Here is a 15,026-nt window from a genome sequence, read left to right on the forward strand (position 1 = left end):
CGCATGGTGGAACAAAGCCGGTCGGTGGCGGGTTGGCTGACCGTGTGATCACCGTACCGTTGTCTGTTCTTGATCTTGCCCCGGTCGCCAAGGGCACCACCGCTGGCGCGGCGCTGCAGGCCACCACCGAGTTGGCCCGCCGCACCGAGGAGCTGGGCTACCACCGGTTCTGGGTGGCCGAGCACCACAACATGCCGGCGATCGCCAGTTCCGCCCCCGCGGTGCTGCTGGCGCACCTGGCGGCGAACACCTCGACGATCCGGCTGGGCTCGGGTGGGGTGATGCTGCCCAACCACGCGCCGCTGGTGGTGGCCGAGCAGTTCGGCACCCTGGAGGCGCTGCACCCAGGTCGGATCGACCTGGGCATCGGGCGGGCGCCAGGCACCGACCAGGTGACCGCGCTGGCGTTGCGGCGCACCATGGAGGGCCTGTCGGCGGAGGGTTTCCCGCGCGAGCTGACGGACCTGATGAACTACTTCAGCGGGGAGAAGCCGGGGCAGATCATCGCCACGCCGGGTCGCGGTGAGCAGCCGGCCGTGTGGCTCTTGGGTTCCAGCGGTTTCAGCGCCCAGCTCGCCGGCCTGCTCGGTCTGCCGTTCTCCTTCGCGCACCACTTCAGCTCCCAGAACACCCTGCCGGCGTTGGCCCTGTACCGGCAGAACTTCCGGCCGTCGCAGTGGCTGGACAAGCCGTACGCGATGGTGGCGGTCAACGCGGTGTGCGCGGAGACCGACGAGCGGGCCGAGTGGTTGGCCGGGCCGAGCGCGCTGTCGTTCCTGAAGTTGCGCTCCGGGCGGCCGGAGCCGCTGTCCACGCCCGACGAGGCGGCGGCCTACCCGTACTCGGAGATCGAGCGGGAGTTCGTCGTGTCGCGCCGTGACGGCCAGGCGATGGGCTCGCCGGAGACGGTGCGTCGGCAGCTGACCGAGCTGGTGGAGCGCACCGGCGCGGACGAGCTGATGCTGACCACGCTGGTGTACGACGTGCAGGACCGGGTGCGGTCGTACGAGTTGATCGCCGAGCAGGTGGCGGGCGGTCTTCGTCAGGGCGCGTGAAACACGATCTTCACGTCAGCGTCACCCCGCCGACCCGGACGGTGCCTAATGTTGGTGCCGGTGGTGGTACGGCATTCCCGGTCGGGACGGGTTGGGAATGCCGCGGTGTGGCGCACCGGGCCGGAGCTGAGCGGATTCCGCGGCTGCGGCCCGGTGCCTGCCACCCTAGGCGACCCCGCTCGGGACCGCCAGGGTTTTCATCAACGTAGGTGAATGTCCGGCGTGGGTGGCGTGTTCATTCCGTTGCCGATGAAGAACCCCGGGTGCGGCGGTTGGTTGTAGGCGGTGTTCTGCCACGCGATCGCCACCCGATACTGCGGGTCGTGCATCAGGGTGTAGATCCGGGTGCTGGTCGGGGTGGGTGTGCTGTAGATGCGCAGCGCCCGACTGTCGGTGGTCCGCCAGATCACCTCCTCGCGCCAGTCGCCCAGGATGTCGCCGGAGAGCGCCGGCGTGGACTTGGTGCCGTTGTTGGAAGCCACCCCGCTGCCGTCGAGCAGGCGGGTCTCGCCGCCGGTGCCGTACTTGTCGATCTTCGTGCCGTCGAGCAGTTCCCGCACCGGGTCGCCGTCCCACCAGGCGAGGAAGTTGGCCGAGGACGGCTTGCGCCCGACGTTCTGCCCCCTGGTGTTGGCCAGTCCGGCGACCGCTGACGACCACGACTCCGCGCCGGGGCTGCCGGCCCAGATGTCCGCGGAGACGCCCCGGCCGTTGTCGCCGGACGCGGGTGTGGACCAGAGGACCTGACCGGTTCGGGCGTCGGCGAAGTACGAGCTGGGCTTGCTGGCGTCCTCGTCGACCTTGAACACCTCCAGGCCGGCGCGGCCCGGGTCCAGGTCCCCCACGTGCATGGCGTCGCCGTGACCGTTGCCGGTCGAGTGGAGCAGCCGGCCGTTGTCGTCGATGGTGGCGGCCCCGTACACGATCTCCTGGCGACCGTCGGCGTCGACGTCGGCAACGGAGAGCTGGTGGTTGCCCTGACCGGCGGCGGCGCCGTTGCCGGAGGAGTTCGAGTCGAACGTCCAGCGCCTGGTCAGCGTGCCGTTGCGGAAGTCCCAGGCGGCGATCACCGCGCGCGTGTAGTAACCGCGGGCCATGATCAGCGAGGGGCGCTGCCCGTCCAGGTACGCCGTGCCGGCGAGGAACCGGTCCACCCGGTTGCCGTACGAGTCGCCCCAGGACGACACGGTGCCGCGCGGCGGGTCGTAGCTGACGGTGGAGGCGATCGCGCCGGTCTGCCCGTTGAACATGGTCAGGTACTCCGGGCCACTGAGCACGTAGCCGCTGGAGTTGCGGTGGTCGGCCGACGACGAACCGATGAGCTGACCGGTGCCGGAGCGGGTGCCGTCGGCGGTCTTCATGGCCACCTCGGCACGGCCGTCGCCGTCGTAGTCGTACACCTGGAACTGGGTGTAGTGGGCGCCGGCCCGGATGTTGCGGCCCAGGTCGATGCGCCACAACCGGGTGCCGGTGAGCGTGTACGCGTCGACGTAGACGTTGCCGGTGTAGCCGGACTGGGAGTTGTCCTTGGCGTTCGACGGGTCCCACTTGAGCACGATCTCGTAGCTGCCGTCGCCGTTGAGGTCACCCACCGAGGCGTCGTTGGCGCTGTACGAGTAGTTCTCCCCGCTCGGGGTGGTGCCCCCGGCCGGGACCTGCAACGGCACGTCCAGGTAGCCCGCGCCGAACTGCAACGCCGGTGCCGACGCCGCCTGCTCGACGCCGCCCACCACAGCCCGCACCGTGTACGCCGAGCCGGCCGCCGCGCCGCTGTCGAGGTAGTTGGTGGCACCGGTGATCGGGGTGGTGTTGACCTTGGTGGCCCCCCGGTAGAGGTTGAACTCCACCCCGGTGGTCTCGGTGCCGAGCAGCCGCCAGGAGACCAGGTTGCCGCTGCCGGAGCGGACGCTGACCAGCCCTCGGTCCAGCTTCTCCATCTGCACCACCCCGGCCGATGGCGGAGGCGTGGTCGGGGGTGGGGTGGTGGGCGGAGGCGTGGTCGGGGGTGGGGTGGTGGGCGGAGGCGTGGTCGGGGGTGGGGTGGTGGGTGGCGGGGTGGTCGGCTCGTCGGTGGGTGGGGCTCCGGTGCAGGTGGCGCCGTTGAGCGCGAAGCTGCCCGGCACCGGGTTACTGCCGGTCCAGGATCCGTTGAAGCCGAACGACGCGCTGCCGTTCGTGGCGATGGCGGTGTTGTGGTCGACATTGCGCGCGGTCACCTGGGCGCCGGACTGGGTGACGGCGGCGTTCCACGCCTGGGTGACCTGCTGGCCCGCGGCGTACGACCAGGTGACGGCCCACCCGTTGACGGGGTCGCCGAGGTTGGTGACTGTGACGTTGGCGCCGAAGCCGCCCTGCCACTGGTTGGTGATCTGATAGTCGACCCGGCAGCCGACGGCGGCGGCCGAGGCGACGACCGCGCCGAGAGTGCCGGCCACGACGGTGGCCGCCGTCGTGGCGGCGAGCAGGATCAGGCGATGTCTGGACGGGTGCATGCGCTGCCTCCGGGGATCCGGTGATGATCGCCACGACCCACCGGCCCTGCCCGGGAAGCACAGTGGACCAACCAACCGCGACGACGGCGGACGGCGATCTGATCGGGGTGGAACGCCCTGGAACTCACGGATCCGACTCATCGCGCATCGTATGGCAAGCGCTTTCCGAGACGCAACATCGATGCCTGTCACATCGTTGCACGTGCCGACTGCCGTTGGCGGGACGAGGGGCTTCCTGAGGAGCCGGCACGGAGGAGCAGGGAACCAAGCCCACCGCACAGAGAGTCGACTACAGTGCCAGGAAATCGACCAGAATTGTCGACCGCCACATCAGCATATCCGATCAGAGCACACGCAAAGCCCGACCCGCGGACACTTCATCCGTCGAGCCGGGCATCTTCTAAATCGCGTAGTCAGCAGTTCTGGTTGACGATGCGCGCGGAGTTGCCATCAGAGATCCGGATCCATTTGTAGGCGGCCGACGTCTGCAGCAAGTCACCGGTGTAACGGTAGTAGTTGCCGGTGCACTGCAAAGCGAACGTGTCGGTGTCCTTCTTGTACTTGGTGGACACTTCACCCGGCTTCAGCAGGTAAGTCTTGCCGCAGGAGCCAGTCCCATCGCACCAGTCCGCGATAGACACCGGGTGTGCCGAATCATTGCGCACGACGCCACAGCCCGCGATTGAACAGTTGCCGGCCAGTGCCGGGCCAGCGCCGAAAAGTGACGCAGCAGCCACCGCCGCAGTCGTCAAGAACCCCGCCGTCACCAGCCGAGCAATCCCCCGATTTTTCGCCATTAGCTATTGCCTTCCTTCCATGAAACAAACCTTCTTGGACATCGAACCTAGCGTGAACTTTCTGCAAGGTCAACCGCCCGGCCATATCGATGTCGGCGTTACAGGGGAGTGGCGATGGCGGATGCGATGTGTTATGAGCATCGATCCGGCAGACCCCTTGTTTCGAGCACGCCAGCATGATCAACTGATCAGATGGCGCCGCACATGGATCCCGACGAGTTCCGTCGCGCCGGCCACGCCGTCGTCGACTGGATCGCCGACTACTGGGCGACAGTGGAGCAACGACCGGTCGCCCCGGCCGACCCCCCGGGCACAGTGGCCGCCGCCCTGCCCAGCGAGCCCCCCACCACCGGAGGCGAACCGGTCGAGGCGATCCTCGCCGACCTTGACTCGATCGTCGTACCAGGGCTGACCCACTGGCAGCACCCGGGCTTCTTCGGCTACTTTCCCGGCAACACCTCCGGCCCGAGCGTGCTCGGCGACCTGGTCAGTTCCGGGCTTGGCGTACAGGGCATGCTCTGGGCCTCCAGCCCGGCCTGCACCGAGCTGGAAACGGTGATGATGGACTGGCTGGCCCACCTGATGGACCTGCCACAGCGGTTCCGCTCCGCCGGCGCCGGCGCCGGCGCCGGCGGTGGGGTCATCCAGGACTCGGCGTCCTCGGCGACGCTGGTCGCCACCCTGGCCGCACTGCACCGGGCCAGCGGCGGACGCTGGCGGCACTCCGGCATCGACCGGCGCTACCGCGCCTACACCTCCATCCACGGGCACTCGTCCATCGAGAAGGCGGTGCGGATCGCCGGGCTGGGCAGCGACGGAACCCGGTCGGTCGAGGTGGACCCGAACACCCAGGCGATGCTGCCAGGCGTGCTGCGGGCCGCCATCGAAGCCGACCTGGCCGCCGGTGACGTGCCGGCCATCGTGGTGGCGACCATCGGCACCACCTCCACCACCGCCATCGACCCGCTGCCGGAAATCGGAGCCATCTGCGCCGAGTACGGGATCTGGCTGCACGTGGACGCCGCGTACGCGGGCGCCGCCGCCGTCTGCCCCGAACTGCGGTGGACGCACGCCGGCCTGGCGTACGCCGACTCCTACTGCTTCGATCCGCACAAGTGGCTGCTCACCGGCTTCGACTGCGACGCGTTCTGGGTGGCCGACCGGGCCGAACTGATCGAGGCGCTGACCGTACTGCCGGAGTTCCTGCGCAACGCGGCCTCCGAATCCGGCGCGGTGATCGACTACCGGGACTGGCAGGTGCCGCTCGGCCGGCGGTTCCGGTCCCTCAAGCTGTGGTTCGTGCTGCGCTGGTACGGCGCCGAAGGCCTGCGGGCGCACATCCGCTCCGGGGTGGCGCTGGCCGAACGGTTCGCCGAGCGGGTCCGCGCCGACGACCGGTTCGAGGTGGTCGCGGCGCACCCGTTCTCACTGGTCTGCTTCCGACTGCTGGCCGACGACGACACCAACGCGGCGTTGCTGGCCTCGGTGAACGCCAGCGGACGCGTGCACCTCACGCACACCCGGGTCGCCGGCCGCTACACGCTGCGGCTGGCGGTCGGCTCGCCCCAGACCACCGAAGCGCACACCGACGAAGCCTGGACCCTGCTCTCCGAGACGGCCACCACCCTGCTCACCCCCTGACCCGCCATCGCCCCACGCGCTCCCCCGCCCGCTCCCCCGCGCCCGCGCCCGCGCCAAGGTCCGCGCAACTTCGCCGATGTTGTGCAGATCTTGGGGACGAACACCGTGCCCGACCCACCGGGGCCGGGATTTAGGGCGCCACCGCCGTCAAGGTCACGCTCGATCCTGGATGTAGTGGCCACGACGAGCCGGGATGCCACTACATCCAGGATGTTGCGCGATCTTGGTGAGTCAGCCGCGCCGATGACGACGTTCGAGCCGGCATCGGCGGGTGGATGGGCGCACCGCGCGGTTCAGCGTGGGGTGGGCGTACCCGTTGCGGCCAGATCGGCAGGGACCTCGCCGACGGATGCGGCGTCGGTAGCCTCGGCGGGAACACCGACAGCGATGGCGGGAGCGGCGGCGGGAGCGGCGGCGGCGGGAGCGGCGGCGGCGGCTTCGGCGCGGGCGCGACGGGTACGGCGTAGGGCGCGGACGGCCAACACCAGGGCGGCCAGCCAGCCGGCGGCCAGCAGGGCGTACAGGGCGGGGCGGGCCGGACCGTCCAGTTCGGCGGAGCGGATCAGGGTGCGGGCGTTGGTCAGCACGATCACGCCGCCGACTGCCGCGCCGAGCAGTTGGGCGGGCACGATTCGCACCAGCCAGGCGGCCAGTGGGGCGGCGATGAGGCCGCCGATGAGCAGTGCGGCGACGGTGGGGAGCAGGAATCCCTCCGAGCCCAGCCCGATCAGGAAGCCGATGCTGGCAGCGCCGGCCACGACGAACTCGGCGGTGTCCACGGAGCCGATCACCTTGCGGGGTTCCATCCGGCCGGAGACCAGCAGCGCGGGGGTGGCCACCGGGCCCCATCCGCCGCCGCCGGTCGCGTCGACGAAGCCGGCGACCAGGCCCAGGGGGCCGAGGAAACGACCGCGGAGCCGTCCGCCGACCCGGTCGGTGCGCAGTGGCCGGGCGAAGCGGATCAGGAGGTACGCGCCGAGCGTGAAGAGGATGCCGGCCATCCACGGTGCGGCGGCTTCGGTGGAGATGGAGCTGAGCAGGGTGGCTCCGGCGAAGGCGCCGATGGCACCGGGTAGGGCGATGCGGGTCACCACCCGCCAGTCGACGTTGCCGAACCGCCAGTGCGCCACCCCTGCGGCGAGCGTGGTGCCGATCTCGGCCAGGTGCACCGAGGCCGAGGCGGCGGCCGGGGCGACCCCGGCGACCAGCAGCAGAGTGGACGAGGTCAAGCCGTAGGCCATGCCGAGCGAACCATCGATCAGTTGCGCGACGAGCCCGACCAGAGCGAGGACCAACAGCTTGCGCACGAGCACCCCCAGACTTTTCGGCATCTCCTATCGACTTGGTCGACAATGCGGGAAGGGGCGGCCGGGGTCAAGCCCCCGATCGGTGGATGGGACGCGGACGTGTGGCCGGGAGGTGAGCCGGCGCTCAGATCCAGGCGCGCGGGTCGGCGGCCAGCTCGGTGACCCGCGCGGGCAGGTTGCCGGCGGCGACGTCAGCGACGCTGACCAGTTCCAGGATCTCCCGCTCGCTTGCCCGTAGCGCGATCCAGACTTCCTGGAGGGCCTGTGCCGGGCCGTGGTAGCCGAGCTGCTCGGGGCGTTGCCCGCGTACGTGGGCGAGGGGCCCGTCGATCACCCGGATGACCTCGGCGAGGGAGATCTCCTCAGCGGGGCGGGCCAGCCAGTAGCCGCCCTCCGGGCCACGCTGGGCGTGCACGATGCCGCCCCGGCGCAGTTGGAGAAGGATGCTCTCCAGGAACTTCGGCGGGATCTCCTGGGCGCGGGCGATCTGGTCGGCCGTCACCGGCCGGCCGCGCCCGGGGCCGCTGGCCGTCGCGGCGAGTTCGGCGGCCGCGCGGAGGGCGTAGTCGACCCGAGCGGAGAGGCGCATGTCGGCAAGGTTAGTCGCTGGTCAACCGGGCGGGCGGGCGACCCTCGGCCGATCGGCCACGCATCGATGGGAAGTAGCGCCGCTGGCACCCGGCCGGGACCGTTGGACGGCCGCCCGTCGGGACTGGTGAAGTACGTCATGATCCACCGTGTGGTGGCGGCGGAAATGCCGTTCCGGAGCGTCCCTATGCTGGGCGTGAGTACGAATGTCTGGCCGTTTACCCGGCCGCCAGCAACATATTGATAAACACCCGGGCGCGCTCGGGGGGAAGGCAACACGATGACCGATATCGCCACACGCACCTGGGACGGCATGACCATCCCGGTGGCCGGCACCTATCTTCTCGATCAGGCGCACAAGCGGATCGGTTTTCTGTCCCGGCACATGATGGTCAGCCCGGTGCGCGGCGAGTTCGCCGAGGCCACGGCGGAGATCTTCGTGGCGGAGGACCCGCTGCTCTCCTCGGTGACGGCCACCATCATGGCGGCCAGCATCACCACCGGAAGTGTCGACCGGGACACGCATCTGAAGAGTGCCGACTTCCTCGACGTGGAGCGTTTTCCCACCCTCGAATATCGAAGCACCGGCATTAAGTGGCAGGGCAACGAGGACCCTATATTCCAGTGGGCGCGTCTGCGCAACCATCGGTTGGGCGGGCGAGGCCGAAGTCACATTGTTCCGCCGCAGTCCGACGGCGTTCCCGGACGATTCGTCCTCACCGGTGAGTTGACAGTGAAGGGAATCACCCGGCCCGTCGACCTGGTGGTGAATTTTGGTGGTGCCCGTCAGGATCCGTACGGGCAGAACATCTTCGGTTTCAGCGCGACGGCCGAGATGAACCGTGAGCACTACGGTCTGCTCTGGAATGTCGTCCTGGAGAGCGGCGGGGTGCTGGTCGGCAAGACGGTGCAGATCGAGATCGCCGGCGAGGCCATCTACCAGGCCTGAACCACGTCATCCCCGCCAGTTGCCTGGCGGGGACGAGCGACACGCTCCCGGGCGGGCCGAGCGACACGCTGCCGGACGAGGCCCAGCGACAGCGTCAGGCGCCGACGCGGCGCAGCAGACCCTCCTGGACGGCGCTGCCGATCTGCCGGCCGTCCGTGGTGAACATCCGGCCGGTGGCCAGCCCGCGCGCCCCGGACGCCGACGGGCTCAGGCAGTCGTAGAGGAACCACTCGTCGGCCCGGAACGGCCGGTGGAACCACAGCGCGTGGTCCAGGCTCGCACCGACCAACCCGCCCGGCCCCCACACCTCGCCGTGCGCGGAGAGCACCGAGTCCAGCAGGGTGAGGTCCGAGGCGTAGGTGAGCGCGCAGGCGTGCAGCAGGGGGTCGTCAGGCAGTTTGCCGTCGATGCGCATCCAGACGCGCTGGTGCGGGTCGGCGGGCCGGTCGCCGGGGCGGACCCAACCGGGCTCACCCACGTAGCGCACGTCGATCGGTCGTGGGATCTGGCCCCAGATGCCCAGCCGCTCCGGGTAGCGGGAGAGCCGGTCGGCCATCGTCGGCACGTCCTGCGGCGGGGGTACGTCCAGCGGGACCGGGACCTGGTGGTCCAAGCCCTCCTCGGCCCGCTGGAACGACGCCGACATGAAGAAGATCGGCTTGCCGTGCTGGAGGGCCACCGCGCGGCGGACCGAGAAGGACCGGCCGTCGCGGATGTTCTCCACCTCGTACGCGATCGGTTCGACCGGGTCGCCGGGGCGGACGAAGTAACCGTGCAGCGAGTGCACGAACCGCTCCGGATCGACGGTGCGGCCGGCGGCGACCAGTGCCTGACCGGCGACCTGGCCGCCGTACACCCGTTGTGGGCCGACCTGGGGGCTCATCCCCCGGAAGGTCATCTCGCCGGTCGGGTCGAGGTCCAGCACCTCCAGCAGCTGGTCAACCGCCGCCTGGCCGACCGCGACCCGACCGTCGCTCACTGCAGGGCCCGCGCCGACGCGGCGTCGACCAGCGAGCCGAGCTGGTGTACGCGCAGCGTGTTGGTCGAACCGGGGGTGCCGGGCGGGCTACCCGCCACGATGACCACGTAGTCACCGGGGTTGGCCCGGTCGAGGCCGAGCAGCGCCTGGTCGACCTGGCGGAACATGTCGTCGGTGTGCTGCACGAACGGCATCAGGAAGGTCTCCACGCCCCAGGTGAGGGCGAGCTGGTCGCGCACCTCGGGGACCGGCGTGAAGGCCAGCAGCGGCAGGTCGCAGTGCAGGCGGGACAGCCGTCGCACGGTGTCGCCGGTCTGCGAGAACGCGACGAGCGCCTTGGCGTTGATGGCCCGGGCGATCGACGAGGCGGCCACCGTGAGGGCGCCACCGTGGGTACGCGGGTCGTGCTGCAGGCGCGGCACCCCGATGGAACCGGCTTCGGTGGTCGTCACGATCTTGGCCATGGTGCTGACGGTGAGCACCGGATACTTGCCGACGCTGGTCTCGCCGGAGAGCATGACCGCGTCCGCGCCGTCGAGCACCGCGTTGGCGACGTCGGAGGCCTCCGCGCGGGTGGGGCGGGAGTTCTCGATCATGGAGTCGAGCATCTGGGTGGCCACGATGACGGGCTTGGCGTTCTCCCGGCACAGCTGCACGGCGCGCTTCTGCACCAGCGGGACCTCGTCCAGCGGCATCTCGACACCGAGGTCACCGCGGGCGACCATGACGCCGTCGAAGGCCAGCACGATGGCCTCCAGGTGCTCGACCGCCTCCGGCTTCTCGACCTTGGCGAGCACCGGCCGGAACACGCCTTCCTCGGCCATGATCCCGTGCACGAGCTTGATGTCCTCGGCCGAGCGGACGAAGGAGAGCGCCACCAGGTCGACACCGAGACCGAGGGAGAAGCGCAGGTCCTCGGCGTCCTTGTCCGACATGGCGGGCACGCTGACCGCCACGTTGGGCAGCGACACGCCCTTGTTGTTGGAGACCGGGCCGCCCTCGGTGACGAGGCAACGGATGTCGTTGCCGGTGACGTCGGTGACCTCGACGGCGACCCGACCGTCGTCGATCAGCAGGCGGTCACCGGGCTTCACCTCCTGCGGCAGCTTGCGGTAGGTGCAGGAGACCCGCTCCTTGGTGCCGAGGACGTCGTCGCCGGTGATGACGACGGTGTCACCGGTGCGCCACTCGTGGGGGCCGTCGGCGAACCGACCGAGCCGGATCTTGGGGCCTTGCAGGTCGGCGAGGACGGCGACCGGCTTACCCGTTGCCTCCGACGCTTCCCGGACGAGTCGGTAGACCGCCTCGTGGTCGGCGTGACTGCCGTGGCTGAAGTTGAGCCTCGCCACGTTCATGCCGGCCTCGACAAGACCCCGGATGCGCTCCGGGGACGAGGTGGCGGGACCCAGAGTGCAGACGATCTTTACGCGGCGTGTCACGCCCATCAGGCTAGTCTCTCCTTCAGGTCGGACTCGGGGCCGACCCCTTGCAGGCAGCGGAACAGTTGTCCAACGACGCGCGGCGCGCGTCGGGCCGGCGGGCGGAACCGCACCGGGAACGTTGTGGCGACGGGCATCAGCGACCGCGCGCCGGGAATCGTACGCCTCCGTCGGCGTGCGCTGTCGGGGTGCTCCCGGCGGCGGCTCATTCCGGGTGCCCCGGGGGCGGCAGGCGGCGGCTCGGTCCGGGTGCCTCGGGATACCGCTGGCGGTTGCTCATTCGGGGTGCTCCGGGGGTGGCAGGGTGGGCACCGCGTGCAGCAGGTGGCGGGGGTCGTAGCGGCGCTTGGCCCGGCGCAGCCGTGCCCAGTTCGCGCCGTACGCGAGCCGGACCCGGTCGGTCTCCTCCGGGGCGAGCAGGTTGGGGTAACCGCCGGGCAGGGCGTGCGGGGCGAGCGCCGCGGAGGTCCGCTCGGCCCACTCGCGGTGCGGACCGGCGGCATCGCCGGGCGCCCACACGGCGATGATCTCGGCCATCAGGTGATCGGTGCGCAGCCCGAACGCCGTGTCGGCGGAGCGGACCCGGGTGGCCGCGCCGTGGAAGTGGTGCACGGCCAGCGCGGAGAACAGCGAGGTGACCTGCCGGGCCGCGTCGACGAGCGTGTCCACAGCGCCGTCGGTGAGCGCGGGCAACCACCGGGTCCGCAGCAGGTAGTGGTTGCCGTCGACCATCCCACCGTCGAACATCCGCAGCGCGTCCGCGTACGGCATCGGGCCGATCTGGTCGACCAGTGGGGTGCCCAGCGCGCGCAGCCGGTCCATCCACGGCGCCCCGGCGTCCAGGTCTGAGCCGCTGTAGAACGGGCAGACGAAGATCACCGGCTCGCCGGCCGGGCCGGGCAGGAAGCCGGCCATCACGGTCAGCTCGTCCGGAGCCTCGGCGACCAGCGCGCCGTAGCCGCGCAGCACGGCCGGCGCCTCGGAGAGCGCGAACATGATCATCCCGGCCAGTACGCCGGGCAGCCGGTGCGCGCGGAAGCGCAGCTCGGTGACGATGCCGAGGTTGCCACCGCCGCCACGCAACGCCCAGTAGAGCTCGGCGTCGTGCCGGGAGTCGGCGGTGACCCGGCGGCCGTCGGCGAGAACCACCTCCGCGCCGAGCAGGTTGTCCAGGGCCAGACCGAACCGGCCGCACAGCGGGCCGTACCCGCCGGCGAGGGTGAGCCCGGCCATCCCCACGGCACCGACCACGCCGGTGGGGACCACCAGGTCGTACTCGCGGGCGGCGGCGAGCAGCTCGGCGGCCGTGGCGCCGCCGCCGATGGTCACAGTGGCCGCGTCCGGGTCGACCCGGACGGCGCGCAGCCCGGTCAGATCGAGCGCCAGAGCGCCGTCGCGCAGCGCCCGGCCGGCCCAGTCGTGCCCTCCGGAGCGGACCGAGAGGGGCAGGTGGCACCGGGTGGCGATGCGGACCGCCTCGGCCACCTCGTCGGAGTCCTGAATTGCGGCGACCAGCGCGGGCGTGCGGGCCACAGCGCCGTTCCAGAGCCGGGTGGTGACGGCGTAACCGGGATCGCCCGGCTCGTGCAGCCGGTCGCCGAGCAGGGCACGCAGTCGGGCGGCGGCCGACGCGACATCGGGGGTGGCGGCGGAGACCATGGCGACTCCTCGACCGGGGCCGACCCACGACACCAGGTACGCCCCGGCGGCGGCCCGCGCTGGGCGCGACCGTAGCACCGGCAGGCGGTCGAGCGCCGTCGCCATCACGACAGCCACCGATGGACCGGCGGCTCAGCTGTCCGCCTTGACCAGCGGGAACTCCAGGGAACCGGCCGGGCAGAGGAAGGTCAGCACCTCCACCCGGTAGAGCCCGGCCTGCACCGCCGGGTCAGCCTCCAGCACGCTGCGGACATCCTCGACGCTGCCGGTACGGGCCAGACCGAAGCCGATCGGCGGATCCGGCTCGCGCGCCGGCCCGTCCACCGAGCCGGCGACCAGGACGATGCCGCGTCGCTGCAACGCCTGCATGTGTTCGGCGTGCTCGGCCTGCAACCGTTGCACGGTCTCCGCGGGCAGGGCCCGCCCGGCCGCGCCGGGATAGATCACGATGCACTCGTACGTGTCGAGCGCGAAGTTGACCTGCGGCACTCCCATGGGTGCTCCCTCCGCCGTCGCGCCGGAACGCACCGGCTCCGGCCAGCGTCGCACGGACACCCCGGTCGTACCGGGCGCTTCCCGGCAACTCGCTTCGGCGCGCTGACGGAGTGTCCGCGCCCACACTCGGCCGACCGGCGGCATGGCGGAAGGGTTCCGGGGGATGATCCATCGGTGGCGGGTGGGCTCTTCACGTCCGCGCTGTCCACGCCCGCCACGACGAGACGATTGGGGATCGGGCAATGGCGACAAATATCAGTGAGCAGCCCGCGAAGGCGTCCGGCACGTACCGGATCGGTGGCGATGTCACAGTCAACCGGCTCGGCTACGGGGCCATGCAGATCACCGGCCCGGGTGTCTGGGGTGACCCGAAGGACCCGGCCGAGGCGGTTCGCGTGCTGCGCCGTGCGGTCGAGCTGGGCGTGACGTTCATCGACACTGCCGACTCGTACGGGCCGTTCGTCTCGGAGATGTTGATCCGGGAGGCGCTGCACCCGTACGCCGATGACCTGGTGATCGCGACCAAGGCCGGGCTGAGCCGCTCCGGCCCCGGCGACTGGCGTGCGCTGGGCCGCCCGGAGTACCTGCGCCAGCAGTGCGAGCTGAGCCTGCGTCACCTCGGCCTGGACAGCATCCCGCTGTACCAGCTGCACCGGATCGACCCGAAGGTGCCGCTCGCCGATCAGCTCGGTGAGCTGGCGCTGCTGCGGGAGGAAGGCAAGATCCAGCACATCGGGCTGTCCGAGGTCAGCGTCGCGCAGATCGAGGAGTCCCAGGCGATCACCACGATCGCGTCGGTGCAGAACCTGTACAACCTCGCCAACCGCAGCGCCGAGGACGTGCTGGAGTTCTGCGAGCGCAACGACCTCGCGTTCATCCCGTGGTTCCCGATCGCGACCGGTGAGCTGGCCCGCCCGGGCGGCCCACTGGACGCCATTTCCAACGCGCACGGCGCGTCGCCCGCGCAGCTCGCGCTGGCCTGGCTGCTGCGCCGTTCGCCGGTGATGCTGCCGATCCCCGGCACGTCCTCGGTGGCGCACCTGGAGGAGAACGTGGCCGCGGCCGACGTGCGGCTCACCGACGACGAGTTCGAGGCGCTCGCCAAGGCGAGCTGACCAACGGTCCGGACGCCGCCGGGTCAGCCGGCGGCGTCCGGACCCGAGGGACGCCGCCGGGTCAGCCGGCGGCGTCCGGGCGGCGGGACGCCGTCGGGTTCAGCCGACGGCGTCCGAGCCGGGCTCCGACCCGGGCTCCCGGGCGGCGCGAAGCGCCTCCGTCGCCTGGGCCAGCAGCCGCGCCGAGTCGGTGCGCCCGCTCACCTGCAATTCCACTTCGGTGTCCCCGGCCTGGATCCGGATGCTGGCCTCGGTGCGCTGCTGGTCGACCCAGGACTGCAACAGGTTGAACAGCCCCGGAAGCAGCCCCTGGGCCAGCACCGCGATGATCACCGCGTCGCTGAAGCCCGGCCGGCCGCCGCCGCCGGCCGTACGCACCACCGGCCGGTACTCGGGGCGGCGGTGGATCCAGGTCAGTAGATCGACCGAGGGAGACTGCCGCTGCCGGGGGTTGATGGTCAGCCGGATGGGCAGCCGGGCTGCGGCGTCGCTGTCGGTCACGGTCTGTCT

The 15,026-nt window shown here is 70.9% G+C and carries 13 protein-coding genes; 4 read left to right on the top strand and 9 right to left on the bottom strand.

The genetic code is table 11. The features are described from left to right. Nucleotides 1–44 precede the first annotated feature (44 nt). A complete protein-coding gene (locus ACGF3C_RS14275; protein WP_357231539.1) occupies nucleotides 45–1,055 on the top strand; it encodes an LLM class flavin-dependent oxidoreductase in 1,011 nt (336 codons plus the stop codon). A gap of 200 nt (nucleotides 1,056–1,255) precedes the next feature. Here ACGF3C_RS14275 and ACGF3C_RS14280 read toward each other — a convergent pair whose 3' ends face one another. After that, nucleotides 1,256–3,547 carry a cellulose binding domain-containing protein gene (locus tag ACGF3C_RS14280; RefSeq protein ID WP_393222019.1) on the bottom strand — a complete coding sequence of 764 codons (2,292 nt, stop codon included), beginning with the start codon at nucleotides 3,545–3,547 and terminating at the stop codon, nucleotides 1,256–1,258. Nucleotides 3,548–3,960: 413 nt separating this feature from the next. Further along, complete coding sequence (locus ACGF3C_RS14285) at nucleotides 3,961–4,344, bottom strand: hypothetical protein (protein WP_357199486.1); 384 nt, start codon at nucleotides 4,342–4,344, stop codon at nucleotides 3,961–3,963. A gap of 192 nt (nucleotides 4,345–4,536) precedes the next feature. On the opposite strand from ACGF3C_RS14285, the gene ACGF3C_RS14290 reads away from it, so the two are divergent. Further along, nucleotides 4,537–5,985, top strand: coding sequence for a pyridoxal-dependent decarboxylase (locus ACGF3C_RS14290; protein ID WP_393222022.1), 1,449 nt, complete (start codon nucleotides 4,537–4,539; stop codon nucleotides 5,983–5,985). Between the two features lie 293 nt (nucleotides 5,986–6,278). On the opposite strand, the gene ACGF3C_RS14295 is transcribed toward ACGF3C_RS14290, so the two are convergent. Further along, a complete protein-coding gene (locus tag ACGF3C_RS14295; RefSeq protein WP_393222829.1) occupies nucleotides 6,279–7,292 on the bottom strand; it encodes a sulfite exporter TauE/SafE family protein in 1,014 nt (337 codons plus the stop codon). 124 nt (nucleotides 7,293–7,416) lie between these two features. Further along, nucleotides 7,417–7,881 (bottom strand): Rrf2 family transcriptional regulator, encoded by a 465-nt coding sequence (locus tag ACGF3C_RS14300; RefSeq protein ID WP_355007608.1) that lies wholly within the window; start codon nucleotides 7,879–7,881, stop codon nucleotides 7,417–7,419. Between the two features lie 279 nt (nucleotides 7,882–8,160). On the opposite strand from ACGF3C_RS14300, the gene ACGF3C_RS14305 reads away from it, so the two are divergent. Continuing rightward, nucleotides 8,161–8,829 (top strand): YceI family protein, encoded by a 669-nt coding sequence (locus tag ACGF3C_RS14305; protein ID WP_393222027.1) that lies wholly within the window; start codon nucleotides 8,161–8,163, stop codon nucleotides 8,827–8,829. A 94-nt stretch (nucleotides 8,830–8,923) separates the two neighbouring features. Here the strand turns inward: ACGF3C_RS14305 and ACGF3C_RS14310 are convergent, their stop codons facing one another. From ACGF3C_RS14310 to ACGF3C_RS14325, 4 genes are all read right to left on the bottom strand, one after another. Continuing rightward, on the bottom strand, nucleotides 8,924–9,808 hold the full coding sequence (locus ACGF3C_RS14310; RefSeq protein WP_357234102.1) for an acyl-CoA thioesterase II: 885 nt from the start codon (nucleotides 9,806–9,808) through the stop codon (nucleotides 8,924–8,926). After that, a complete protein-coding gene (gene pyk / locus ACGF3C_RS14315; protein ID WP_357199496.1) occupies nucleotides 9,805–11,253 on the bottom strand; it encodes a pyruvate kinase in 1,449 nt (482 codons plus the stop codon). Before pyk ends, ACGF3C_RS14310 begins: the two co-directional genes overlap by 4 nt. A 270-nt stretch (nucleotides 11,254–11,523) precedes the next feature. Beyond that, nucleotides 11,524–13,023 (bottom strand): FAD-binding oxidoreductase, encoded by a 1,500-nt coding sequence (locus ACGF3C_RS14320; RefSeq protein WP_393222030.1) that lies wholly within the window; start codon nucleotides 13,021–13,023, stop codon nucleotides 11,524–11,526. Nucleotides 13,024–13,038: 15 nt separating this feature from the next. After that, complete coding sequence (locus ACGF3C_RS14325; RefSeq protein WP_357235410.1) at nucleotides 13,039–13,401, bottom strand: YciI family protein; 363 nt, start codon at nucleotides 13,399–13,401, stop codon at nucleotides 13,039–13,041. Between the two features lie 242 nt (nucleotides 13,402–13,643). Between ACGF3C_RS14325 and ACGF3C_RS14330 the strand changes: the two genes are divergently transcribed. After that, complete coding sequence (locus ACGF3C_RS14330) at nucleotides 13,644–14,516, top strand: aldo/keto reductase (RefSeq protein WP_357208511.1); 873 nt, start codon at nucleotides 13,644–13,646, stop codon at nucleotides 14,514–14,516. Between the two features lie 99 nt (nucleotides 14,517–14,615). Here the strand turns inward: ACGF3C_RS14330 and ACGF3C_RS14335 are convergent, their stop codons facing one another. Continuing rightward, complete coding sequence (locus ACGF3C_RS14335) at nucleotides 14,616–15,017, bottom strand: hypothetical protein (protein WP_393222034.1); 402 nt, start codon at nucleotides 15,015–15,017, stop codon at nucleotides 14,616–14,618. Between the last annotated feature and the right edge of the window lie 9 nt (nucleotides 15,018–15,026).

Source organism: Micromonospora sp. NPDC047762 (assembly GCF_043204655.1).
Lineage (GTDB): Bacteria > Actinomycetota > Actinomycetes > Mycobacteriales > Micromonosporaceae > Micromonospora.